This is a genomic window from Desulfosarcina ovata subsp. ovata (genome assembly GCF_009689005.1).
GTDB classification, from domain to species: domain Bacteria; phylum Desulfobacterota; class Desulfobacteria; order Desulfobacterales; family Desulfosarcinaceae; genus Desulfosarcina; species Desulfosarcina ovata.
Genome location: NZ_AP021879.1, coordinates 789774 through 815246 on the forward strand (window position 1 = coordinate 789774; position 25473 = coordinate 815246).

Below are 25473 nucleotides of genomic sequence, written 5' to 3' on the forward strand. Positions count from 1 at the left end.
TTTTGATTCACCGCAATGTTCAATATATTTTTAGCTCTCGAACTTTATAATATTTGAGTGGCGTAACCAGGTGCTGAATCCGGGCATTAAGGGTTGATTCTATAAACTGTCAGGTTCATGATGAGCACCAGCTACAATACCAACGAATTGCTGCTAACTCTCTGAATAATTGGAGTAAAGAGTCTAAGAATGAGCGACCCCGCAACCCCGCCCCACAGCTATCCCGCAAGGTCTTGATACCCCGCCAGTTCAGTTCGGTTTTATGATCCAGGACGATAGTCCAGACTACCCCGCCAATTGAAATGGGGTATCCCCTTTGGTAAATGGGAAGGTCACCACAACCCCCAAACGCCAAAAAAGGATACCCCTATGCCGCCAACAGCGACACGTGAGGACATTACAGCATATCTGGAGCTCGTCGAAAAGAACCAAATCAAACCCCATCGTTTGCCCGACTGTACACAATGCGGTCTTGCCGCCTGCTACTTTAAGCTCCACGCCTATCGGGAACGCCGTTTCCTGATCGTCGTCGACATGACCGTACAACCCGAATATGCACCTCTGGTGCGTTTTCGCTGCCCGGCCTGCGGGAAAACGGTATCCTTTTATCCAGATTTTGCCCTTCCGCATAAACACTATACCCGTCAATCGATCATGGGATTTACCGGGAACTATTTTGCATCCGATACCATCACCTATCAACAGGCGGTCATGGATATGGAGCAGTTCAGTGTCGCGGGATATCCCGGCGGAGAAAAAAGCCTTGCACCATCAACAGTGCACCGGTGGGTGACGACGCTGTCAAAAATGGTCCACACTACGCAGTCGGCATTGAACCTGATCGGCCAGGAAGACCCGGCCACAAGGGTATACCGCGATTTGGCCCAATTGAAGATTGCGGCCGGCAAATTCAAAAGTCTGTTCCGCAAAAAGCAACTGCTCGGCTGCCTGCGGTTGATCGTTGTCGAGGCTTTTTTCAATGCCACCTTCAAGCTGTCGGTTTTCACCAACCTGGCAATACGCTGCGCGTTCACCTGAGGTAGAGTCACCTCCAGGAACCATCGAAGGGGGTGATGCAATGGACAAAGAACAAGAAAAATGGGCCATCTTCTGGTGCGATCTCCTGAAGCCGCTGATCTTCGGGGAGATCGACGAGCAAGCGACGAACCGGTTTCTCAAAACGCTGGCTCAAGAACCGATCCGTTTTCCTGACGGGCACATCAAGAAGCCATCGTTGTCCACGTTGCGGCGCAAGCTGAACCGTTACCGGAAAGACGGATTCGACGGTCTTGAACGACAAAAGCGCAGCGATCGGGGAAAACCCCGTGGTGTCGGTCCCGAGATCATCGCAACGGCCATCGAACTAAAAAAAGAGCAGCCCTACCGCAGTCACAAGGCCATCAACCGCTTTTTGCAAAGCACATATGCGACAAGTGTGCCCCGCGCTACGCTTTACCGTCACCTGAAAGCCGCCGGCGCCACCCGGATCAAACTGGGCGTTTCCAAGATGAAGGTCCGCAAACGATGGACCCGGGAGCACACCAACGATCTGTGGGTCGGCGACTTCGAGGAAGGGCCCTACGTCATCGAGAAAAACGATGTCGTGCCCACCTGCCTGTCCGCCTTCATCGACTGCCACAGCCGCTTTGTTGTCGAGGCACGCTATTACTTCAGGCAAAACCTGGATGTGCTCATCGATTCGCTGATTCGTGCATGGTCCAACCATGGCGCATCGCTCGAACTGTATCTGGACAATGCCAAGGTGTATCATGCCAACGGTCTCAAGGCTGCCTGTTATCGTCTGAACACCCGACTGCTCCACCGACCGCCCCGCGACCCGGCACCCGGTGGCCTGATCGAACGCTTCTTTCAGACCGCCCAACATCAGTTCGAGGCCGAGGTCCGCGCCGGCGACTTGCTCAGCCTGGAGCAGCTCAATCGCGCGCTGTCCGCCTGGCTGGCTGTCGGTTATCACAAAGACATCCACAGCGAGACCGGACAGTCTCCTGAAGACCGCTATCGACAGGGGCTGACCATTATCCGTCAGGTCGATATGAGCCGCGCGATCGAATCGTTCATGCAAGCCGTCCCCCGTACCGTCAACCGTACTTTCTCCGACGTTCAAGTCAACAAACGCTTCTACCGGGTGGATCCCAAACTCCGCGGAGACAAGGTAGCGGTCCGCTTCGATCCTTTTTCCACCTGGGACAAGGTCCAGATCCATTCCCTGGGCGGGCAGTATCTGGGCGCCGGATTGCTGCATCAACGCCAAACCGGGTTGCCGGCTGTCCCTGATCCGCAACGCAAAAGGCCCGAACACAGCTACACCAATTTGTTAATCCAGCAGCACAAACAGGAACTGGCGGAAAAAACCGGCGGTATCGACTATCGCAAAATCGTCGAACGCCGCCGGTGGCCTTTTCACCAGTTTGCCAGCACCGTAGCTCAACTTCTAGGGTTTAAAGCCGGGTTGACCGACCTTTGTTCCGGCGATCTGGAAGCGCTTAAAAAGGTCTACAATCAATGCGCCACCATCGACCGGCAAATGGTCAAGACGGCCTTCGAAAATGCTCGACAGCCAAGCGTTTTGTATATTGTCGCCGAACTCAAACAGCTCATCAAAGGAGACCGATAATGTTTTTAGCCCATTTTGCTTTAAATGCCCACCCGTTTGCAGAAAAACCGCCCATCGAATGGCTGCAGCGAGATCCCCGGATCGAACAAGCCCTGGCACGGCTTAAATTCTTCGAACAACAAGGCGCCCTGGCCTTGATCCTCGGCCAGACCGGACTTGGCAAATCTTCACTGCTCAGGCTCTTCATCCATGAGTTGCCTCACAACCGATATCGTCCCCTTTACCTGCATCTCACGCCCCTGCGGGCCAACGCCTTTCTACGGCTCATGGTCACCAAACTCGGCGAAAAACCCAGGATGGGAAAAGACCGGTTGCTGCTGCAGATCCTCGAACGGGTCAAACAAAACGAAAAGTGCACCCTTTTAATTGTCGACGAGGCCCATCTGATCGATCCCGACACCCTTACCGACCTGCGTCTGTTGATATCCTCCATCGACGAAGAGGTATCGTTGAAAATTGTCTTGTGCGGTCAGGATAATCTGAAAGAGGTCCTCAAGCGTGCCTCGCATGCCGATCTGGTTCAGCGAATCGCCCTGCGGTTTGCCTTGCATGCACTTTCGAAAGAGCAATCCGGCGCCTATATCGACAACCGCATGATCCAGGCCGGCGGAACAGCCAAAACCTTCGAAAGCGAGGCCAAAAACCTGATTCATGAATACACCGGCGGCGTCCCCCGCCAAATCAACAATGTCGCCATGGCCTGCCTGATAAATGCCGCGTCTCGCAGCCTGAAAAAAATCGATGACGCCTTGGTCAACGAAACCATGAGTGAATTTAATCTGCCATAGGAGAAACCATGCCTAACCATTACGCAGCAAGTCTCTTGCGGAACTTAAGAAATCGCATCCTCATCGATGCCGTGATTGTCGACATGTTACGGATGGATATCCGCCCTGATGAAACTCAACTGCGTTTTCGTTGCCCTTTATGCGGTCACTTTCACACAGCAACAAACTCCAAAACCAATCTGGCCCGGTGTTTTGATTGTGAGAAAAACTTCAATCCAATTGATCTGGTCATCGCCGTTACCCACTGCAGCTTCGTCGACGCGGTGGAACGGTTGAAAAAAAGATCCCATTGGATGGGTTGATTAACCGATTAATCTGCAGCAAGGTAATTGTAATGCGATTCAATTATTGTGGGAATGAAGAAGGGTCAGATAATTCGAGACAAATAGGGTCAACTAAACTTAGACGTAGCAAATTGCCATACAAATCAAGCATAAGCACATAATTAGAGTCGCAGTCTCACCTCTTTCTCCTTTCCAGATACCCGATCAGATAACCTTCGAAATATCTGACCGTTCCGTAATAGACCTTCTTGAATGGCGTCCTGTATCTAGGCCATCCTGGTTTCCGGATCTCCTTTACATGCAAAACGATAATCTTTTCGTCCCAATTTCCATTAAACCATGTTCGGTATAGTCTGGTGACAAAGTATTATAACCTACACATTAATAGAGTTGTCTTACCGGACTGGCAGGGATCTTAAAGCCGTTCAGCAGATACTGGCGATTCAATCAAACCATTCTTAAGAAGCACGATGGATTAAGTACGCCCGCCTGACTTTACCCTGTTCCCACTATAAGAATACGGACAAACCACAGGGCTCGTCCTTAAAAGATCATGGTTTGAATTACCTGCACCAAGGCTGCAATGGGGTCGATGGATGATGATAAATACACCAGTTGTCAGAATGGGCATCGATATCGGGTTCGGTGACGTGAAAGTCGTCTCGGCAAAGATCGGCGGCAATAAAAAAGCGGATATCGAAAAATTCAAGTTCCCGACCGCAGTTGCCCGGGTAAAAAACAAAGCGATTGCGGGACTGGACGATGCTCAGGTGGAGTATGTTTTTGGGAATTCGAAATACTTGTTGGGAAACGATGCCCTCGGCAGCATCAATATACTGCCCACACGGGATATCGATTTCATCATGGAATTCGGTCCGCTGTTGATTTTCAAGGCATTCGAGCATGCGGCCCGGCATTATCATCTGCCGATAAAATCGGTTTGCACCTCCGCGGAAGTCTGTCTTGGGTTGCCGCTGGCTTACTACAAAGAGAAAAAAAATGAACTGGCCGGGCGGCTGGCCAGTTTCGAAGTGTCGGGCTGCAGGGTCGACATCAGCCGGCTGGTGATCCAGGCCCAGGGCCAGGGCATATTGCTGGATTTTCTATTCGACGACCATTGCAGGCCGGACAGAAAATGGCTGGGAAGCGATCTGCTCATCCTGGACATCGGTTTCAATACCATCGACATTCTCTGTGTCCAGAAGGGAAGATCCAGCTCCGAATGGTCCAATATGCTTGAGGGTGCCGGGATCTGCCGGATCTGTAGAGACCTTGATATTGAGCTGAAAAGGATGGGCCTGGAACTTGGCGAACAGACGATAAAAAACGTATTGGTCGAGCGCCGGGCCACAAAGTATGGCAAGCCAATCGATCTTTCCGCAACCATTGCCCGGCTGACCTCCGATTACGCCGACTTTTTGCACCGGCAGATCCAGTCCAAGCTTTCCGATGTATTGAAAACCACCCGCAAACTCATCGTTGCCGGCGGCGGCGCCTATTATGTGGCCGATACATTCAAACGAAAATACTCAGGGGGCTTTCTGCTGGTGCCGGTTGATGCGGAATACAGCAATGCCGGAGGGTTTTACAAATATTTGAAGGGCGTCAAAAATGGCTGAGCCGGTGCGGTTCCAATTCTCCCTTGCAGACGACGATACTGCCAAACAGCTCCGGGCGATCCCGGCCGGCCACCGGTCGCTTTTTGTCGAACTGGCCCTCGATGCCTGGTTTGCCAATGAGCAGGCAAATGGCCGCAACCGATTTACCTCGGCCGTTTTTCCATCCAGCCAAAAGAAACCGTCCCGTCCGACCCGATTCCGGCTTTCCCTTGCAAATGAGGATATCGTGCGCCGGTTGCGGGCCATCGCTTCAAGACACCGCTCACTGGTTGTCCAGATGGCCATAATCAACTGGCTGGCGTCGAAAATCGGCAGAAAGATGCACGCACTATTTTCCGCCAAAGACATGCGGCAGGCACCGGTTGGCATTCAACCGACGCCCGGCTGCCTCAATTCTGCGGACAACGGCCATGAGGCTTCTGATGCGGTAAACACGCAAGTCTCCGACACGGAAAAACTGATGAAAACCGCATTGGAATTTGACTGAATACCCATCCGTTAGAAAAGAAAGGACAATCAAATGAAAATGAGAATGATGATAGTGGCCGTGGTGATTGCATTCATCCACGCCACCGGCTTTGCCCGGGAAAACGATCCCTGCCGAAATATCGATCTTGACTGGTTGCGGACGCATTCTCCCATACCCGCCGGGCAGATCGTATCAAAGCAGAATATGGATTCGCTGTGCGAGATTGTCCTGAAGATCGGCAACGAATATGTACCGCTGTTTGCGGGCAACGACTTCATTATCGCCGGCGAAATGCTCAAGCACAGAACCCAGGTGACCAGGAAAAGGATCGATGCGCTGAAAGCCGACAACTTTGCGAAGCTGATTCCCCGGCTCGACGCGGTCGCTGCCATTGTTTATCTGCCCGCGGAAAACAACGGCCGGACGATCTATTTGATCACCGATCCCTTGTGCGGTCATTGCAACACGGCCGCCGAGAAAATCATTCCATTGGCAGAAACCTACGGTGTTTCGGTGAAGGCGGTTTTGTATTCGGTTCACGGACAGGAAGGGGACCATAAATCAATCGAGGCGGTATGCCGGGATTTTTCCCTGGATCAGTATACGGAACATAAGTGGAAAAGCCGGCCCTTTGACGAAAGGCATCGATGCAAACGGGGAGAAGAACGGGTCAAGGCCGCCAAGAATGTGATCGGCAAAGCGGGTATCGGCGGTGTGCCGGTATTTATTTTCGATGACGGCCGGTTTGTAAACGGCGCCAATATGACGGCCGTTGAGAAGATTCTGCAGAGCATGGACTGAAGAGATGGGCCTTAGGGTTGCTGCCGCACTGATCGTATTGACCGCTCTCGCCCCGAATGTGCACGGCTATTGTTTTAAAAAAGCCGGCGCTCGCTATGGCATATCGCCCCTTTTGCTGAAAGCGATCTCGGACGTGGAAAGCAACGGCGACATTCATGCGGTAAATTATAATGCCGCCTCCGGCACGGTGGATATCGGCCACATGCAGATCAACAGCTTCTGGAAGAAACACCTGGGCGCCCATTATGCGACGTTGTTCGACGCCTGCTACTGCACCATGGTCGGCGCCTGGATTTTAAAGCAATGCATCGCCCGATACGGCTACGATTGGGATGCCGTGGCCTGCTACCATACCGGTTGCGGGGTTGCGGATGCCAAGAGTCGCGCAAAACGCAAACGTGGATTGGCCTATATCCGGAAAGTGAAAAAGAGACTCGCCGCGGCAAAGCAGCCATAGGCCTTTCCCCGTTCACCGTCGTTCCAGGGGTCGATGCAGGGAGGCAAATCATCAAAATCGCAGCGGCCTTTATTCTGATCACGGGCGTTATCGCCGGTCTGTATTATGAATCGGTTATCCGGACGTATTTTCCGGAATATTCGGCGGTCCTTTTCGCAAGCGCCGTCATCTGCTTCGCCGGACTGATCCATGCCCTGATCATGCGCAACCTGTTGATTGCGCTGTTGACCGTCTGCGGGGCGGCAGCCGTTCCCTGGCTGGTTGCCTGGTTCACGAACTATTGGCCGTTTATCGCCCCAAAGCTCACCTTCCTTGGAAAATGAGGATTCGGAATCATGGCAAACAAAGAGACCACGGGAAATCCGGGGATCGGCGGCGACATCGTCCCGGTAGGCCAGAGCCGGTCCAGCACCCAGTCCATCTTCGGCAACATCATCGACGCCATATCCCAGATCCAGCAGTTCGCCGTGATCGAACGCTCCGGCCAGGACATACCGGACGATTTTCTCACCATCCGGGGGAAACTCAACTTTTTCAACATGGGCTTTGGAAACGGTTTCATCGAAGGGATCATCTTTGCGCTGCTGACCGCATTCACCCTGCCGATCATGTCCGACGACGGCTTGAAAGATTGGGTGGAGCGCTATTTCCCGCTGGTACGATCGAAGCTGTTTTTGTGGTCTTTAACCTGTTCGCCGATCATTATCGCAGGCGGCCTGTGCTGCTTTTTAAGCAAATACCGGATCGGCATCCTGTCCAAAAACGCGGTGGATTCCCTGCTGATCGGCCGGCTGTTTTCCCTGGCCGTCAAAGGGATCCTTATTTTCGTCGCGCTGATCTTTGCCTCCAATCACCTGACGCCCGAGCTGGCCTGGAAGGCCGCATACTTCCTGGCGCTCCAAAAGGAGCCGCTTGCCGCAACCATTTATCGGATCATTTGGAATGTGCACCCCCATCTCGTTCCCACCGCCTACCGGACGCTCCTGGTGTTTTTTATCGCCACCATGACGCCGTTTTTTTCCATATGGCTGGTATCCATTTATCGAAAAAGCAGACAGAAGAAAGCGGATCTGTTCTGGCATTGAAAGGCAGGTATGGCATTGGGCAGAAAACGCAAGACGCACACCCTGATCGGCAAGGGCATTGTCCTGGGCGATCCCAGAAACCGCATCCGGAACATCTGGCTCAAGGACGCCGAGCGCAAAGGGCATCTGTTCTGCTTCGGGACCACGCGCATCGGAAAGACCAAACTGGCGGAATCCATGATCTGCCAGGACATTGAAAAAGGGTACAGCGTCATGTTGGTGGATCCGAAGGGCGATATCGCCCTGTTTTCCAAAATTGCGCAGGCCGCATTCGCCGCCGGCCGGCAGGAGGAGCTGTGCCTGATCACCCCCGTCTATCCGGACAGCTCGGCCAGCATCGATCCGCTGGCCTACTACTATATGCCCGAAGAGATCGTCTCCCATGTGGTATCCGGGATCAAGGCCAAGGAGGAGTTCTTCGTCAACGTGGCCTACGAAACCACCCTGGTCATCGTGCTCTCTTTGATCATATTCCAGCGCATCGGCCGCTCCAATGCGGCCCGCATCAATTTTGACGAGATTAAAAAGCGATGCTCCTATTCCGGGCTTGAAAAACTCAAGGAAAGCCTCAGCGATGTGACCGGCAACGACGCCGATGAGGTTCGGGCGGCCCTCTTACAGCTGCTCGAATCCCCGGCCGACTATTTTGCCAAGATATCCTCATCCCTCAGAACGGTGCTGACCTCCCTTTCCACGGGGAGCGTCGGCCGGATCATCGGCAAGGCCAACGCCAACCGGTTCATTAAACGACTTGAAGAGGGAAAAAGGGTCATACTGGTCATTCAGACGGGGAGTCTGCTCACCCGCCGGACCAGCCATATCGTGGCCCGGGTGATGATATCCATGCTGCAAAGTTTTGCGGGCCGCAGATTCGCATCGGGAAAAACCGTCGATCCGCTCCTGTCCCTCTATCTCGATGAATTCTCCAACATCGCCTATTTCGACATCGCCGACCTGTTTAACAAAGCCGGCGGCGCCGGCATCTGGATCCACGCCTTTTCCCAATCCGTTGCCGACCTGGATGCCGAGATCGGCCGGGATCACGCCAGGAAAATCCTGGACAACACCAACACCAAAGTCTTCATGCGGGTCAACGACCCCCAGACGGCCCGTTATATCTCCGAGTACTCCGGCACGGTGAAAAGGTTCAGCCCGATTCTGCAGCTGGGCGGCGGCATCATGATCCGGGAAACCGAAGAGCAGGCCGTGCTGACCGAAGACGCCATGAACCTCGGACTGCAGGACTTTTTCATGTTCGGCCTTTCCGGCGCCTACAAAGGAAAAACCGTTGCCGTCAAACCGCCCGTGCTGGAGGTGATCTATCCGGATATCAAAACCGCCGCCAACTAGGACTCGGCCATGGGCTTTTTGGCAACTCTTTCCTTTTGGGACAAAATATGGATGGCTCTGGGGCTGGCCGGTCTATTGCTGCTGTTGATCCGGTTTCATTTCAAACTTGCCAGAAAGGAGAAGGATGCACTCATACGCATCGATCGGTTTATGGACACCCGCATGACGGGCCAATCGGACAACCATCCGTGCGCCATGGATCATGATTCCCAGTGCTTGAAATGGAAGCATCCCGACATCGGGATGTTTTACAAGGGATATGTCGAGCCGTACACACAATTGCTCCGGCGGATCGATGCGCTTGATACGGTCGTCGACCTTCTCGCCTTGCTGGACGCTGAAGGCCATTGCCCTTCCATCGCCGGACGCGGCCATCAACACGGCCCGGCCGACAAACCAGCCGATCTGGAAGCGTCACGGTGGCAATCCGTCCGGCATAATGCCTATGCCATCCTGCACGAAAATGTGTCCCTTCGCGAACACAGCCTCAATGTGGCCTCGATGGTCGTTGAACAGCGAAAAAAAGGGGGCAGGGATTTCCAGATGGAGCTGGGGCGTCTTCTCATCGTCTCGTTGGGGCATGATATCGGCAAGATTCCCGGAAAATCGAAAGGCCATGCGGCCAAGGACCACTGCATGGCTTCCCGGGATGTCCTCGACGGGATGTTGCCGGCCGACTACCCGTCCCGGGACGAAATTCTGGCAGCTGTGCGGGACCATCATTTTTCTTCCGCATCGGGCGGCGCTTTGCTGAACCATCTGAAAACGGCGGATCATAAAGCCAGACAAATGGAGCTGAAAAAATACGGCTGCGAGGCAACCATCGCTCCGTCGTTCTTTAAAACCGCAGCGAGTCATCCAACAAAACCCGATCGGGCCTCTCAAAAACCCCGCTACGCTTCCGTCGATCTTTCCTGGCTTGAGCTTTCGCAGCTACTGCAGCTTGTAGCCGCCAGAATCAATGTGGTGGAAAAGGGAAAATATGAGGCCTTCTCGCATGCCGGCATGGTTTATGTCTATCCGCGTCTACTGGCGCAGTGCGCCTGCCATCTGGCCATGCAGGCCGGCCGTATGGAGGTCGTCGCCCACATGGCCACGGAAGAGAAGATGGAAGCCTTGATGTACGCCATTCGAAAGGCCCTGGAGGAACACGTTCCGGACAAACTGATCGGAGCCGGGTACATCGGACGGAAATTTCAGATTGCATCCGGAAACGGCGACTGCATGAACCCCGGTTTTTACCTGCCGTTGAAAATTTCGGCATTTACACCGGCGAGTCCCTCGGAAATCGAAAAACGCAAACAAGGTGTTTCCCTGCTTCAATCCATCCAGAGTGTATCCATTTATTATCCCGATTCCTGAGGTCCTAAACACCTACCTTCCTTCCTTTCCCCGTTGTCTGTAAACCGCTCCCGGCTTTACCGGCCCGCCATTATCAAAACAGGCAAACCAATTGAGCGCACCATTGCCACGGCATTCCAATCCAAGGGAAAACGAGAAGCTGCCCCATGAATCGCAAACCCATCATGATTCTGCTGTCCATCGGAATTGCATCGGCCGTCCTGATATCCGCCGCGTTTGGTGACGGACTATTGCCCGTCTTGGGATGCTTTCATGACTACAACGGTAACGGCGCCCTCGATTCCGGAGAATTCGGGCAATGCGTGACAACCCCCCAGGGCGATCTTTGCATGCTGGACAACATCCCGTGCACGGAAACGGTGACCGCCGCGGTCTGCCCGGGGGAAAGTGTGCTGAACGCCGTGTCCGACCAATGCGAGCATCCGGTCCGGTATCGGTGCGCCGGGTCCGGCGCCATCTATCATACCCTTGCCGAATGCAGCGGCGATTGTTCCTCAAACGCTAATTGCGCGGTCTATTGCCCCGGAAACCTGACCATCCGGAACAACGTCTGCAGCGCCGATCCGGCGTGCACGTACGGCGCCTACAACCAAGACACCGATACCTGTATCGAAGAAACCTGCCCGTACGGCAACGCGTTTGCGTGTAAGCAGTTCAATGGAGAAACGTTCTGCAGTGAAATGTCATGCGCGATTTCATGGGATATCATCACCAATCTGGGTTCGGCCCAGGGTGAAGACGACATTCAGGACAACGGCCCCGTCAGCGACGAAAACAGTTGTATGGGGCAGATCTATATTTTCACCGGCAAGGATCGAAGATGCCGGACTTGGGGTGCCACCATCGCATTCGACGATTGCTGCCGGAGTGAGGATTACCTGTTCGGCCTGGCGCAGTGCAAGGAAAAGGAAATAACCCTTGCCCGGCTGAAAGGCGATGGCCTGTGCCATTATGTGGGGCAATACTGCTCAAAAGAGATCAGCCTGGGGTTTACCGACATTTGTGTGGAAGAATCCAAATCGTACTGCTGTTTCAACAGCAAGCTGGCCAGAATCGTCCAGGAGCAGGGGCGGGCGCAGCTGTCAACCTTTAATGGCTGGGGAAGAGCGTCCAGACCCGACTGCAGGGGGCTCACCCCCGAAGAGTTCCAGGTGCTGGATTTTTCTCAAATCGATCTGTCCGAATGGCACGGCGATATCGAAACCAAATCCCAGACAGAAATCCAAGAGAACCTGCAGCAGGGCGTTACGGATTTCTATGACAGGATCGGCAATTGAAGGCAGCCAAACCATTATCCTATCGAAGCGTCGCCATGGGCATGCGTGCCAAAATCGCAATCGCCGCAGTCATCGTCGCATGCGCCGCTTCCCAGGCAACCGCCGGAATCAGGAATCTTGGCATCATGGGAAAAACCTACCCCGTCGTGGAGTTGGACGCCCTTGTCGAAATCCGGAACAAAGCTGCCGGCATCGACTGGCAAGGCATCCTGCAGTCGCCGGAGAACCTGAGAAAATTGAGAAACTACAGACCCGAGGGGCTTCCCAGGCTTGCCAGAGCACGCGTTGACCGGACTTTCCTGGTCGATATGACCTACACCCTCGATTTCGATATCCCCAACGGCAGAGGCGGCATCCTGTATCCGGCAGGCTACACGTTCAATCCCCTGGATTACATCGACTACCCCAGAACCATCGTCGTGGTGGACGCCAGTGATCCCGAGCAGGTCGACTGGCTGGAAAGCTCGGGCCATGCCGCCGATCCGAACACAAGACTGCTCATCACCGACGGGATCTATCTCGATGTCAGCTCCCGGATCGACCGGCATGTGTTTTTTGTCATGCCCGCCATCGCGAAACGGTTGCAGCTTCAGGCCGTGCCTGCGGTGATCCGGCAAAAGGGCGGCAAGATGGAGGTGAGGGAAATTGCGATTGCACCAAAGAAGAAATAGATGCATTGGCCTGCTTTTGATTGTTTTGACCATGCCATGCACGGCCCACGCACTATGCGGCGGAAGCTTCATGAACCCGATCTCCGATGTGTGCTGGGAATGTATTTTCCCCATCAAGATTGCCGGGATGTCCATTGGAACGGGGATGACCAGCGGATTGGCCGATCCGCCGGATGCGGCGTCGACGCCCATATGCGTCTGCCCCTTTCCGCCGCCGGTTTTCCAAAGGGTCGGGATCTCCCTTTCCTTCTGGGAACCGGCCCGGCTGATCGAGACGGTCAAGGACCCGTTCTGTTTCCCATCCATCGGCCAGAGCATCTACGGTGAGACGGGCACTGCCGGCTTGCTCTCCGGGGCTAACGACGAAGAGGGCGGTAACCAGGAGTCGGCCAATACCTTTGCCCAGGCCCACTACATGATATTTCCCGCATGGTCCATCATGGAGCTTCTCACCGATTTGACCTGCGTGGAAAAGGGCGGGTTCGACATCGCCTATATGACCGAGTTCGATCCGTTATGGAACGACGATGAACTGGCGTTTTTCATCCAGCCCGAAGCCTTGCTGTTCGCCAATACCGTGGCCCAGTTCTCATGCGTGGCCGACAGTGTCAGCAGCAATATGGGATTGCCGCAACCGGCGCTGTTCTGGTGTATCGGATCCTATGGATCGGTTTATCCCCTGGCCGGCCTGATCAATCAATCCAACTATATTCAGTCCCAGGCCGCACTGGCCGCCCGGATGATCTACAAACTGGCCAGACAGGGGCTTATACTCGATCCCGGCGTCTACATTTGCGCGGCGGTCCCCACCCCGATCTGGGTAAAATGGAACTACCGCCTGCAATTGGCCAAGCCGGTCAGGGCTTCCGGATGCATGCCCATCGGCCGGACCGGGCTTTTGTGGAGCACCATGAAAAATCCGCCTTTTGTGCCCGGCGGCGATAATTTCTTGTTTGTCAACTTCAGAAAGCGGGTGTGTTGTGCATATTAAGGCCATGAAACTGTCGAACGCACTGCTGAGCATGGTTTTTTGCGCGTTCATCTGTCTGCCGGAAACGACAGTCGCAACGGATAGCGCCGTGGATCTCGTGAACAGCGCCATCGACCGGGCGAAACAATACCAGGAACAGATAGCGTTGCCCGAACAAACCAACCGGGAGGGGGAAAGCGCCGCCGGAAAGGCTTTTGAGAAGTTTCAATCCCAGGCGTTTCAAGACAAGATCGCTGCTGAAAAAGAACGCATCGAGAATACGCTTTTCAGGCCGTTTTCTTCCCAGCCGTCGGCAGCGGCGACCGACGGGAAAATCTGTCCGGATGGATGGCCGGCCACAGAAAGACTGATTCTTTTTATCTCCTCATCCATGCCGCTGTCTGTCCTGAGAACCTATGTGAAGAATATCGATACTTTGGACGATCCGAATGTGGTGATGGTGTTAAAGGGATTTGTGAGCGGCATGCAAACTGTCCGCCCCACCCTTGATTTTCTGGAACAGCTGATGGTCAGGGAAAGGAACTGCCGCCTAAGCGAAGGCAAACCGTGCGATGTGTATGATGCCAACATCCAAATCGATCCGTTGCTCTTCAGCCAATTCGGCATCCAGCAGGTCCCGGCAGTTGCGTATGTCAGAAACGTTAAAATGATCGATGCCCGGCAAAGCATGGCGCTGGAAGGCAATCTTTCTCAAGAAATCGATGCCGTTGTGGTCTATGGCGACGCCTCCCTGGAATATTCCCTGGAACGGATATTCGACGAGACCGGAAGCCCTCGGATCAAAAAGGCCGTGCAGACACTTCGAGGGGATTTTTATGCGCAATAGATTGTTGTTGATAGCTGTCTGCGCCATGGTTTCCATCTGCAGTTCCGCTGCCGCCGTGGCAATTTATCACCATTGGTTTGCCGTCAGGATTGTCGCCGCCGATACCGCCGGCTTCATGCGGCAGGCGCGTGCAGATTATCTGAACCGGAAAATCACCCCCAAGCAATTGGAGCAGCAGATCGAGCAGGCGATGGGGCTGATCCGGCAGCAGCCGGCCAACAGCGTTGTGTTGACTTCCGATGTGGTGCTTTCAAAAAATGTTACAATCATTGCGCCATAGACTGTTCGGGCAGGCGAAACCGCCACAGGGATCGAAGCAGGTAACCGTATTTTTCATCTGTCTGTGGGTCGGAATTTTGGTGTTGACCTATGTGGGTATGGCCGTTCCCCGGCATATAGCATTTTCGAAGACCCGTTCGCTGGCGCACCGTTTCTTTTTTTACAAGGATCGTTTCCGAATAAAGGACCTTACGACCGGGCGCCATGTCATCATTTCGATATACTCGACAATTGTGGACAATTGCAAACCCTGCACCGTGGTCAAGCAGATCGGATGCAACGAAGGAGAACATCTTTCAGTCACGGATCATGGATATTACTACTGCGGCGACAATTACCTCGGCCATGCCAAAACCCACTCCAGAAAAGGAGAGCCCGTTAAGAATTTCCGGTATGACGGAATCGTTCCCCAGGGAAAGTTCTTTGCCATCGGTTCGTGTCCGGACAGTTTCGATTCGAGGTATATCGGATTTTTGGATAAGGCGGATGTCAAGGCAATTGCCATTCCCCTGTTTTAAACGCTCATGGTTCAAGAAGAGGTGAGAATGATCCGGCCGGTTATCACTATCAAAATGGGCATATGGTTCGTCGCAATGGTGCTTTCAGTTGCCTGTGCGGTTGCGGCCGACCTATCCTACAGGGATCAAAAACGCGGCTGGTATTGGTACGAAGCGTTTCCCGAAGAGAGGCAGCCGCCGGATGAGGAGACAACGCGCGGACCGACGATTCCCGAGTATTCGTATGATCGATTGTGGAACATGCACCCGGATGAATTTCAGAAGCATTTGAGCCGGGTCACCAAGGCCGCCGTTCAATTTCCGACGGAAAAAAATGTTGGGCAATATTTGAAAATTCAGGATGTGGCCCGCAGGAAATCGGTGGCCTTTGCATCGGTGGTCAATTTTGTGGGACAGAAAAATCCGCAATTTTCCACCGAAGATGTCTATCCGGTCACCGCTCCGGGACGTGTTGCCCTCACCGATATGCAGGAAAAGGAATACGACCAGGTCTTTCTTGAGGCGCAGAACGAGTTCGGCTTGATCATGTTCAGCCGGAAGGATTGCGGGTTTTGCGATGCCCAGCTTTCAATCCTCTCCTTTTTTGAAAATCAGTACCGTTGGCCGGTGCGATCGGTTGACGTGGCGGACCATCCGAATTTTGCGGCCCAATTCGGCATCGGGCAAACCCCATCGATTATCCTGGTAAACAAAAGGAGCCGGGATCATCTGCCCATCTCCTCGGGGGTCATCTCCATGAGCGATCTGAAAAAACGACTGTACCGCTCCATCCGATACATGCAGGGCAAAACTTCTCCGGAGCAATGGGCATTGTACGAGTTCGAAAGGCAGAGCGGCCATGATCCGCTGAGATTCATATCGTCTGAACAAACCAAATAGGAACTCTTGATATGCATCCAATCGTCATCACCATGCTGGCCTTGTTGATCGCCGTTTATGCATCGGCAGCCGAATACGATGAGGGCTATTCCGCCGGAACGTCTTCAGCCCGATCCATTTTGTCGGAAATCGGCGGTGCCGACCGGATCAACAGCCGCATTCAGGTTCCCATGACATCGGACACCGGCTCGTTGACCACCTTCCAATCCACATATGCGGACCCGGATGACCCGGGACCGCGGGATTTTAAAGCGCAGCTGACAGAGACATCATCCGATGCGTTTCTCGAGGTCCTGATCCAGCCGGGACCGGCCGGCGATATCGGAACCTTGACCGTCAGACAGGATACGGATTTTGACGATGCCATGGATGCATCCTACACGTCCCCGGTTATTGCGTCCGGCGTTTGTGCCAACGGCATTATATCCTGCTCTCCCGGCACCTGGTACAACTGCCGATTTTATCGGTGGCAGGCCAACCCGGATTCATCCGTCTATTTGAGTGAAGTCGATGGCATCGCCGATCTGGCCGGCTGCTATTGTGTCAACGCCGGCTGCGGCGGTGATCTGGTGTGGGCCAATGCGGCCAATATGCTCAAAGACCTCGGCGGCGGCATTGTCGGCACCATCCAAAAAAGCAATCCGGACGTTGTGGTTACAAAGGTATCCTCCGATGCGGAATCGATCAGGTACTACGGCCAACGCGCATCCGACGCCGGCATCAATCAGGGCAGTGCACAAATCTATTTTTCCGGCTCGCAACACCCCGAGCAATATTACGACCCGCAAGGCGGAGCGCTGCCCGTCACCGAACAGGTCCTGGCTCAACAGGCCGATCCATCGAGCCCCTACAGCCAGCTCGGCAGGGCCTATGACGCACGGTTGAATCCCAGGCAGGAAAAAACCTGCAGTATCTTGCATGCGGTATCGATTGCATCCCCCGAAACGTTGGTCCTTTCAACCCATGATACCTGCAGTGCGTTGGATCTGTCCGGTTGTGTCCTGGATCGGGAACAATTGTGCGACTACGAAAATAAAAATTGTGTGCTCACGGTAAAAGACGGCCATGCATCCGGGTTGTCCCCGATCTTCCCGCCGGTATATGTAACGGACAGCGATGCCGGGCTTTCCTTTGCTGCGACGGCAACCGGCAATGCCATCTCATACGAGACAGACGGCATGAACTTCCTGTTGGCCTCCGGCCCGGATCTGTGGTGGAGCATCCGGCGAGAATACCTTTGCGATACGGGTGTTGTATTTCCTACGGATGAGCCAATTGATGCCGCAAACGTTGTTTCCGGTTCGGTGGAAAAGACAGGCAACCTCATCTCCTATGATGAGTATGATCCAGCAACCGGTGCGACAACGCCGCAAAGCGCCGGCCTGCCGGAAATCCCCTCCTATTCAGACTGTGAGATGGCCTGCAAGGTCCGAAAACAATCCGCCAACACCCAGGCGGGTACCGATGCGAATACTTGGGACTATCAGAATTCGGTTGATAGCGTCCAGGTGGTTTATAAATCTTGCGGCGCAAACCAGGCATGCCCAATTGAATCAGGAGAAACCATTGTTCAGGATTGCACCTGCTTGAATGAGTTTCCAAATGCTGTATCTCATATGCAGGTGATGGAGGCTGCGGCAAATGATATGATTTGTGCGCCGTGACATTTTTTGAATTCAATATTAGTCATTATAATCATAATGTTATAAGTCGAGTTATCGCGACAGAGATATAGCAGGTACATGAAAATCCAGAGGGAGCGAAAAATAGCAGCTTTCCAGATCTATTCTTTACAATTCCTGAAAATGGACTATGCACAATATGTAGTAGGTGCCTTCTGGTCCAAAATTTGGATGTAGCTGAAAAACCAGTGTCTCACGGTTTAATATCAATTAGCGTAAAGCTTATCGAAAAAAATAATTCCTTTATGGATAATTTCTTCAGATGTTGACGCTTCGCTAATGATTTTTTGAATGGCGTTGATCACGGGGCGTGACTCGCTCATCACTTTTTTCTCCCAGGTATTGATTTCAATGTCGTGTACGATTCTCGAAATATACTTACAGCGCGGGTCCTCAACTTTGTAATGTCGCCTGAACATTTCATATGTCGATATGTTATGGTAGCGCCGAAATTTGGCATCCGGCGTATCGAAGGGGATGCCTTCCGTAATGGCCTCCCCTTTGGGATAGATTTTGATTTGGGCTTTAGGGTTAACGAATCGCTTGATCAGCCAAATGGAGCCCAGCTTATCCACTTCGAAGATATCCCAGGTGGAATAAACCGCATTGGATGACTCACATCGACCATAAGCAGGATTCATGGCCATAGTACCCAAGCAGACCAAAATGAGCAGTAATAACAATCCGATGTTCTTATAATTGTCCATGACCTAACCTTGCAGCATTCGCTCCACGAACTGATTAACTGGGCTTTTGACGACCTCCCTTTTATCACCAACTTGAATCAATCGGCCTTTCTGCATGATCGCTACCCGATCGGTAATGCGTTCGAGGTCTTTGATATTGTGCGTTACATAAACGATTCCGATCTTGGTCTCTGCCTGAACACTTGAAATGAATGCCTGCAACTCTGTTTTTAGAATCGGATCGAGGTTGCTGAAGGGTTCATCCATCAACAGGTATTCGGGTTCCTGGGCCAATGACCTGACGATTGCCAACCGCTGTTGTTCGCCTCCGGAAAGCTGGTGTGGGTAACGATCAGAATGGCCGTTTAGATTGACGGCATCCAATAGTCTTCCGATTTTTTTGGTAAGTTCAAGATTTCTTTTTTTCTGTTTTTGGATGACGTATTCCAATTGCTGGCGCGCCGTCATGTGCGGCCAAAGGGCCAAGTCCTGAAAGATCATTCCCAATCGTCGCTGGTGAGGCGGTGTCAAGTGCTTTGAATCACTCACTCGGACACCGTTGATGGTGATGGTGCCTGCATCCGGTCTATCCAGACCGGCCAACAAGCGCAGCAACGTGGTTTTGCCGCATCCGGACGGCCCGATCAGCGCCAGGATTCGCTGTTTATCTATTTTCAGCGAAACATCTTCCAGCACAGGTTGTCCTTGAATCTTTTTGTAGACGTGTTTTATCTCGATCATGACGTCAACTTGTCGTATCTATTTTCTCAGTACCCATAAAAAGGCCGATGAGATAAGGAAAATAATAGTCATCATGATAATGCACAACGCGGCGACCATCTCTTCGGCGCCGTAATGCATCAGGTTGTAAATTTTTACCGGAACGGTTTCAACCCCGGGGGGACTGACCAGCAGGGTGGTCCCCAGTTCGCCGAATGCCAGGATGAAAACGATGAAGGCCGCTACTACCAGATGGCGTCGAGTCAAACGGGCCACAATTGCGGATAGAACCGACAAAAAGCCGGCTCCTGACAACCATGCCGCCTCCTCCAGTCGTGTGCCCACCTGACCAACACCGGCATGGGCGACTGCCGCGGCATAAGGGATGAAACGGGCCATGTGAGCGATGATCAAGATGGTCAGGCTGCCGTAGATCCAGCCAATGCAACTGCGATTCCAAACGCCGATCAAGCCGATTCCCATGGTGGTGGCCGGAACGGCAAAGGGAATGAACACCAACAGGGAAAGGAAACGCCTCGAAGGCTTTGCCAAACGCTGCTGCAGATACCCCAAACTGCCACCCAGCAAGGTTATCAATACGGCCGCACCGGCTGCAATGAAAAAGCTCAAAAAAATCGGTTTGGCGGAAGTGCTCAGCACCCGTGTATAGGCATCAAACCCACCGGATTTGATCAATAGGGTAATGACGGGGACAAAAAAGGCACACCCGACAAGAAGCCCACAGACCAGCAGGAGTAAACCGCCTGTGCGTCCCAACCGAAACACAACAGGTGCGTTTTCCCCAGCGCCGAGATGCACATAAGATCGGTCCCCCATGGTCCAGCGTTGGGCCACAATCAAGGCCACGGTCAGAAAAATCATAGGCAGGGAGAGCAAGGTGGCTTTCCAGGTGTCGAAAAAGGCGCTGAACTGAATGAAGATTTCCAGCGGATAGACTCGTACACGCAGAATGTCCGGTACGCCCACGTTAATGATGGCAAACACGAAAACAAAGACTGCCCCACTGAGCATGTTCGGCAAGCACAAAGGCACGGTAACCCGGCCGAGCATCTGGATAGGCTTGTGGACCATCAGGGCTGCCTCCTCCTTGCTTCGGTCGATGGACTTCAAGCCTGCCATGGTGGTCAGGGTCACGAAAGGAAAATAGGCCAGGGTCAGGACGATCATAACACCGACGATACTATGCAGATCAACTTTCAGGTTGGAAAGGAACCAGGGGCTTAAATGAGCCCAGACGATGGCATGGATGTATGGCGGGATAAGCAAGGGAAGGATGAATGCATGACCCAGCCAACGGCGCCCCGGCATATCGGTTTTGGTGATCAGAAAGGCCAGGCCCGCACCGATCACCAACGCTGCCAGTGCCGTACCGAAGGAAATCAGCAGACTCTTGCCGGCCAGTGTGAGATGCCGAAGCTCGAACGTATCACCAAGGGGGACAGGTGCATCACCCCCCAGAAAGGGCGTGAGCACCATGTATAGCAAGGGTAATAAGGCAATCCCCACGAAGGTGCCAATCACTGCCCAGGTAAAAAGTCGTGGCGGTGCCATCAACGTTTAACGGACGAATACGGTCTGGCAGAAACGGGCCGCTTCGGGCATGGTTTCCGCCACCTGGTAGTAGTCCACCTCCATGGCCTTGATGGACGAATAGGCCGGAACGTGGTCAGGTGTCTTGACTCCGTCACGTACCGGCATGTTGGCCGATTCGCTGAAAGAGAGTTTGCTTTCGATCTCTTTGCTCAACAGGTAATCAATGAACTTCTTGCCTTCTTCCGGATGGGGTGCATTTTTAATCAAGGCAACCGTGTTGGGAATGAGCAGGGTGCCCACACCTTTTTTGTCAGGATAGAGCATCTTGACCGGCTTGCCTGCCTGGATGGCCACATTCACATCGTCGGTATCGGTGAATCCGATGGGCAGCCGACCTTCCACCACCAGATCACGAACCACCGAGTTGCCGTCCACAATCACCACTTCATTGGCTTTTAGCGCTTGCAGATAGTTCTTGGCCTTCTCCTCACCGAAGGTCGTGAACATGGCCGCCGTATGAGTCGCCGTGGTACCGAAGAGCGGGTAGGCCATGGCCACCTTGCCCCGCCATTGGGGTTCGGTCAGTCCAAAGATCGATTCAGGCAGATCGCCCTCTTTAATCATGTCGGTGTTGTAAACCAGGACTCGCGCCCTGGCGGCAAATCCGGTCCAGCACTTGTCTTTGTCCACAAGAAAAGCGGGTATTTCCTTAGCAGCCGGTGAGGCATAGGGTGCCAGCACACCCTTTTCGCGCAGGACAATCGTTTTACCGATCTCTGAGTTCCAGAACACATCGCATTGCGGCCGGTTCTTTTCGGCGATCAAGCGGTTGACCAGGCCGGTGGTCTTGGCCGCTTCCACGTCGTAGACCGCCTTGACCTCTACTCCGGTCTGTTTTTCGTAATCCTGAAGGATTGACTGGGAAAAGATTTGGTCTACGGAAGTGTAGACCACCACTTCAGCAGCCGCTCCAACGGCGGCAGAACACATGAGAATCAACGATACAACCAGCCATCTAAGGGCAATCTTTGCCATTATTTCCTCCCAACCATGGTGATCATATACAAAAATGTGTTTCAGGAGGCTTTTCACTCAACAATCCTGGCAACAACAGGCACATCGATTTTCGATCTTCGCTGGTTATTGGTGAACAGGGTGATCACATCGGTGAGTGTCCCTAAGGCGACATTGGCCGAAAACGCCACGGTCAAGTCAACCCCGCGGTGGTTCAATTCATCGAATCGTTCCGTTTCAATGGTATACAAATCCGGGTCTGCCATCACTTTTGGTATGTCAAGCTGCTGACCGGACAATTCAAGCACACGCAATCGTTTTTGTACCGTCGCTCCTTTTTTTATGGTGCCGAAAGACAATGCGGTTGGAGTGACAACGAGATCCCGTTTAATCATTCCTTTGATGGTCAGAGGAATCGATTCACCACCCTCCGCATCGGTATGCAGACTGACAACTTTTTTTACCGGCCCCTCGTAGCGCGGCATCGTGCATGTGATCAGGATCCCATCTTCTTGGCCTGGCGCGATAGGGGTGTTCAACAACCCGGCGGTTTGCGCCTGGCAGCCGCAGCAAACTGAGACACCGGTAACTGAAACGGAAGCATTTCCAGAATTGGTGAATTTGAATTCGTGGGTAATGGCCTGGGTCGGGCCGGCATACTCGAAGTCGTAGACAGGGCTGCCCACTGTCATCGCTGGACTTGGCGTTTTGGTACCAAAGGGCGCTGTGGCGCACCCCCAGAGTAGCGCACAGGCAAGCACGATCTGAGCCGTCAGCTTCCAGCTGGTTCGACACCTCATTTGACAACCTTCACTTTCCGGCTGACCACACCGATCTGATCTTTGAAACTGGAAATATTGACTGTCAGCAAGTGTTCTCCTTCCTCAACATCGCTGAGGTCCCAAACCCAGTTAAAGGGGGTGTAACCGCTTTCATCTTCAGCGTAGAAATCCTGGTTCAGGTAAAAACAGATTTCAAACTGACTGTTCTGAAAGATCGATTTGTCTTTATCATCCAAAGAAACCTTGACTACGGTTTTTTCGTTAAGGACCGGCAGCCCGTTTTCGTCCTGGCCCTTGGAATTGCTAAATGACAGTGAGACACTTGGCGAGTAGTCCATTGTTCTTGGTAGGGGGTAATGCGGCGATAACCCCTGTCGCCACTGCGGGGGTGAGTCTTTTTGGGGTCTTTCAGCCACCATCGTTTTGTAGGTTCGAAAGTCGACAGACCGGTTGCCAATAGTGATTACCGAGTTTTCAGGCAGTGTGAAATATGTGATAATCATCTTGAATTTTGGGTTCTGATAGATGTTAATTAGACGATCTTTGTCTTTCCCGTCCCAATACTCGGTGATTGCACCCTTCACTCTGGGTTTCCAGTCGACCAATTGATTCATCAACGGGCCGCCTTGAATGCCCATGCGGATCATCACCCGGCCTATCTCTGGCATGATATAGTTGATGGTGAAGGTTTGCGGATCGACCTGTGCGGTGGTGATGTCGTTTTCTACGCCACCGGAAAACAGCGTCGGATCGTAGACTTCCTTGTCCCCGGATTTACCCTCGACGTAGATGATGAAAAAGTAGGCTTCATCAGGAACGATCCTGCCGTCGAGATCTTTCCCATCCCAGGCGAATGATTGAGGTCCTGATTCCAAAAAGCCATCCGAATCTATAATTTTGACCAGTCCGAGGTCAGCGTCATAAACACGCAGCGATGTTTTGCCCGGCTTGGAAAGGTTGTAAGAGACAGAGATGGTGTCATTTTGAGAAGGATTGAAGGAAGTTTTGGAAACGGAAATATTGCTCAATAGTTCGCCAAAGGTCGGTTCAGAATCCTTTTGATCGACGATCACTGGTTGATCAGGTGGTTTAACAGGTGCAGATGATGCCGGCGATGAGGTTGTCGATTGTGGTGATGTGGCACATGAGCAGATCAGCGCAAGTAGAGCAAATACAAAAAGAATTTTTTTCATAGTTTCACTTTCGACGTTCAATTATGTTATTCTTGGTCTGAAATTGTTGTATGTGTGTGAAAAATCACCAAGCAACATCCTTGCATTCAACCTTCCTATCTCCAAATGGACTCAACTTTTGCAAATTTCCACGCCCCAGATTTTTAACCCAAATTTCCATCAAACCGCTTCGCGTGGAAACAAAGGCGATCTCCTTACCATCCGGAGACCAGGCCGGTTTGACATCCAACGCCTTGTCAACGGTCAATTGTTGCAGCTTCCAATCGTCCAAGTCCACGATCCATATATCATAATTTCCGCCATGATCAGAGGAAAAGGCAATTCTGCGACCGTCCGGTGACCAATCCGGCTGTTGGCAGAATCCATGAGTCAAAAGAAGTTGGCGGGACCAGCTTCCTCGGGATTCGGCCACCCACAACTCTTGGATGATCCTTCCACACTCAGCAGAACAATGCACACTGGCATAGGCGATTCGCGTACCATCAGGCGACCAGGACGGCCAGATCTGAATTGCCGGTTGGTCGAGCAGGCGTGATGTTCTTTCTGAATCCAGATAGTGGATCATCAGATCCGTATCATCTTTTTCATCGGGAAGCCGGAACTGAGAGAAGGCAATCTTTTTTGAATCAGGAGAAACGCTGGGTGTTATTTGCGGTCTTTTGGGGTCATGTTGAAGAATCAGATTGGTTTTGCCGCTATCCAGATTTGCCACGTAAATTCCACCGTCACTCGCAGAATATGCAATTTTATTGCGATCCGGAAACCAGCAGGGGTCTCTTTCATCGTGAACGGTGGTGGTAATCCGTATAGGATTCCGGCCATCATCAGTTGCTCTAAAAAGCTCCCAATTACCATCGACATTAGCCACAAACGCCATGTCGGCGAATAGGTTACTTGCCGCAAAAGCTAAGACGCTGATACAAATAATGATTAAGGAATGTTTCAACATCAATTTCCAAAGTTACATTTCATCGAAGATCAAAAAGGGCTCGAAGAAAGGAAGACCGTAGTTTTTCTTCGTGCCCTTCGCAGGTAAGTTCAAATAGCCACTGATGGTTTTTTTAATCCATTGACGGTTCAGCCGGGATTTCTTCCTCCACCCCCTTGAGCGTCTCATACTGTTCCATCAAGCTGTTCGCTTGGGCGGATAGCTCATCGATTTGTTGCTTGATTTCAGGGTTGTCCTCCAAATATTTAATAACGGCCTGACTATTATATCCCATGTAGGTTCCGTATTCGGTGTTTGTTATTCCGTACGAAGAAAAAAGAGTATCTCTCGCTTGAGCGAATTCGACTTTTTTAAGCTCTTCTTGCTGGTTTAAGGTTTCACGATCATCCTGGTATTGATTGACAAGGGCGATCAATTCCTGAAAATTTATAACTTCTTGCTGCATGCATTGGATGGAAAGTTGGCAATAGGCGTCTACTGTGATATTTGCAGATACAATTAATGGAATCATCAAAAATATAAATACACCAAAAATAATCTTAAATGAAATCATGATTTCTTGCACGGACTTGTATACAACATTCATCTCAAAATTCCTTTCA

27 protein-coding genes are annotated in these 25473 nt (G+C 52.4%); 19 read left to right on the top strand and 8 right to left on the bottom strand.

Going from position 1 to position 25473, the window contains the following annotated elements:
• Positions 1-369: 369 nt before the first annotated feature.
• The 19 genes from GN112_RS03485 (at position 370) to GN112_RS03575 (ending at position 17955) form a co-directional block, all read left to right on the top strand.
• The gene (locus GN112_RS03485; RefSeq protein WP_155308962.1) at positions 370-1038 is read left to right on the top strand and encodes a DUF6431 domain-containing protein; all 669 of its coding nucleotides are present in this window, start codon (positions 370-372) and stop codon (positions 1036-1038) included.
• Positions 1039-1078: 40 nt separating this feature from the next.
• The gene (locus GN112_RS03490; protein ID WP_162458762.1) at positions 1079-2635 is read left to right on the top strand and encodes a Mu transposase C-terminal domain-containing protein; all 1557 of its coding nucleotides are present in this window, start codon (positions 1079-1081) and stop codon (positions 2633-2635) included.
• Positions 2635-3423 (top strand): ExeA family protein, encoded by a 789-nt coding sequence (locus tag GN112_RS03495; protein ID WP_162458763.1) that lies wholly within the window; start codon positions 2635-2637, stop codon positions 3421-3423. Before GN112_RS03490 ends, GN112_RS03495 begins: the two co-directional genes overlap by 1 nt.
• Before the next feature lie 8 nt (positions 3424-3431).
• Entirely contained in the window at positions 3432-3725 is a 294-nt protein-coding gene (locus tag GN112_RS03500) for a CHC2 zinc finger domain-containing protein (protein WP_155308965.1), read from the top strand.
• A gap of 578 nt (positions 3726-4303) precedes the next feature.
• The gene (locus GN112_RS03505; protein WP_155308966.1) at positions 4304-5326 is read left to right on the top strand and encodes a ParM/StbA family protein; all 1023 of its coding nucleotides are present in this window, start codon (positions 4304-4306) and stop codon (positions 5324-5326) included.
• A complete protein-coding gene (locus tag GN112_RS03510) occupies positions 5319-5813 on the top strand; it encodes a hypothetical protein (RefSeq protein WP_155308967.1) in 495 nt (164 codons plus the stop codon). Before GN112_RS03505 ends, GN112_RS03510 begins: the two co-directional genes overlap by 8 nt.
• A gap of 33 nt (positions 5814-5846) precedes the next feature.
• Positions 5847-6596 carry a thioredoxin domain-containing protein gene (locus GN112_RS03515; protein WP_155308968.1) on the top strand — a complete coding sequence of 250 codons (750 nt, stop codon included), beginning with the start codon at positions 5847-5849 and terminating at the stop codon, positions 6594-6596.
• Between the two features lie 4 nt (positions 6597-6600).
• Positions 6601-7053, top strand: a complete 453-nt coding sequence (locus GN112_RS03520; protein ID WP_155308969.1) for a lytic transglycosylase domain-containing protein — start codon at positions 6601-6603, stop codon at positions 7051-7053.
• Between the two features lie 335 nt (positions 7054-7388).
• Positions 7389-8138: a hypothetical protein gene (locus GN112_RS03525; RefSeq protein ID WP_155308970.1), complete on the top strand. Its 750-nt coding sequence runs from the start codon at positions 7389-7391 to the stop codon at positions 8136-8138.
• Between the two features lie 9 nt (positions 8139-8147).
• Complete coding sequence (locus tag GN112_RS03530) at positions 8148-9488, top strand: type IV secretory system conjugative DNA transfer family protein (RefSeq protein WP_155308971.1); 1341 nt, start codon at positions 8148-8150, stop codon at positions 9486-9488.
• Positions 9489-9497: 9 nt separating this feature from the next.
• On the top strand, positions 9498-10850 hold the full coding sequence (locus GN112_RS03535; protein ID WP_155308972.1) for an HD domain-containing protein: 1353 nt from the start codon (positions 9498-9500) through the stop codon (positions 10848-10850).
• Positions 10851-10996: 146 nt separating this feature from the next.
• On the top strand, positions 10997-12127 hold the full coding sequence (gene traN, locus GN112_RS03540) for a conjugal transfer protein TraN (RefSeq protein WP_155308973.1): 1131 nt from the start codon (positions 10997-10999) through the stop codon (positions 12125-12127).
• Complete coding sequence (locus tag GN112_RS03545) at positions 12124-12798, top strand: hypothetical protein (protein ID WP_197743246.1); 675 nt, start codon at positions 12124-12126, stop codon at positions 12796-12798. Before traN ends, GN112_RS03545 begins: the two co-directional genes overlap by 4 nt.
• 70 nt (positions 12799-12868) lie before the next feature.
• Entirely contained in the window at positions 12869-13789 is a 921-nt protein-coding gene (locus GN112_RS03550; protein ID WP_162458764.1) for a TraU family protein, read from the top strand.
• Between the two features lie 4 nt (positions 13790-13793).
• Positions 13794-14615 (top strand): type-F conjugative transfer system pilin assembly protein TrbC, encoded by an 822-nt coding sequence (locus GN112_RS03555; protein ID WP_155308975.1) that lies wholly within the window; start codon positions 13794-13796, stop codon positions 14613-14615.
• Positions 14605-14895 (top strand): hypothetical protein, encoded by a 291-nt coding sequence (locus tag GN112_RS03560; RefSeq protein WP_155308976.1) that lies wholly within the window; start codon positions 14605-14607, stop codon positions 14893-14895. Before GN112_RS03555 ends, GN112_RS03560 begins: the two co-directional genes overlap by 11 nt.
• Positions 14873-15412: a S26 family signal peptidase gene (locus GN112_RS03565; RefSeq protein WP_231716920.1), complete on the top strand. Its 540-nt coding sequence runs from the start codon at positions 14873-14875 to the stop codon at positions 15410-15412. Before GN112_RS03560 ends, GN112_RS03565 begins: the two co-directional genes overlap by 23 nt.
• 27 nt (positions 15413-15439) lie before the next feature.
• A complete protein-coding gene (locus GN112_RS03570; RefSeq protein WP_162458766.1) occupies positions 15440-16291 on the top strand; it encodes a conjugal transfer protein TraF in 852 nt (283 codons plus the stop codon).
• A gap of 11 nt (positions 16292-16302) precedes the next feature.
• The gene (locus GN112_RS03575; protein ID WP_155308979.1) at positions 16303-17955 is read left to right on the top strand and encodes a hypothetical protein; all 1653 of its coding nucleotides are present in this window, start codon (positions 16303-16305) and stop codon (positions 17953-17955) included.
• Positions 17956-18179: 224 nt separating this feature from the next.
• Here GN112_RS03575 and GN112_RS03580 read toward each other — a convergent pair whose 3' ends face one another.
• From GN112_RS03580 to GN112_RS03615, 8 genes are all read right to left on the bottom strand, one after another.
• Positions 18180-18680, bottom strand: a complete 501-nt coding sequence (locus tag GN112_RS03580) for a chromate resistance protein ChrB domain-containing protein (protein ID WP_155308980.1) — start codon at positions 18678-18680, stop codon at positions 18180-18182.
• A 3-nt stretch (positions 18681-18683) separates the two neighbouring features.
• Positions 18684-19400: an ABC transporter ATP-binding protein gene (locus tag GN112_RS03585; protein ID WP_155308981.1), complete on the bottom strand. Its 717-nt coding sequence runs from the start codon at positions 19398-19400 to the stop codon at positions 18684-18686.
• An 18-nt stretch (positions 19401-19418) separates the two neighbouring features.
• On the bottom strand, positions 19419-20951 hold the full coding sequence (locus tag GN112_RS03590; RefSeq protein WP_155308982.1) for an ABC transporter permease: 1533 nt from the start codon (positions 20949-20951) through the stop codon (positions 19419-19421).
• Between the two features lie 6 nt (positions 20952-20957).
• Positions 20958-21968, bottom strand: a complete 1011-nt coding sequence (locus GN112_RS03595) for an extracellular solute-binding protein (protein ID WP_155308983.1) — start codon at positions 21966-21968, stop codon at positions 20958-20960.
• Between the two features lie 53 nt (positions 21969-22021).
• On the bottom strand, positions 22022-22708 hold the full coding sequence (locus tag GN112_RS03600) for a DUF1573 domain-containing protein (RefSeq protein WP_162458767.1): 687 nt from the start codon (positions 22706-22708) through the stop codon (positions 22022-22024).
• Between the two features lie 35 nt (positions 22709-22743).
• Entirely contained in the window at positions 22744-23943 is a 1200-nt protein-coding gene (locus tag GN112_RS03605) for a flagellar hook assembly protein FlgD (protein ID WP_155308985.1), read from the bottom strand.
• Between the two features lie 43 nt (positions 23944-23986).
• Positions 23987-24871, bottom strand: a complete 885-nt coding sequence (locus GN112_RS03610; RefSeq protein WP_155308986.1) for a TolB family protein — start codon at positions 24869-24871, stop codon at positions 23987-23989.
• Between the two features lie 112 nt (positions 24872-24983).
• Complete coding sequence (locus GN112_RS03615; RefSeq protein ID WP_155308987.1) at positions 24984-25457, bottom strand: hypothetical protein; 474 nt, start codon at positions 25455-25457, stop codon at positions 24984-24986.
• Positions 25458-25473: the final 16 nt, after the last annotated feature.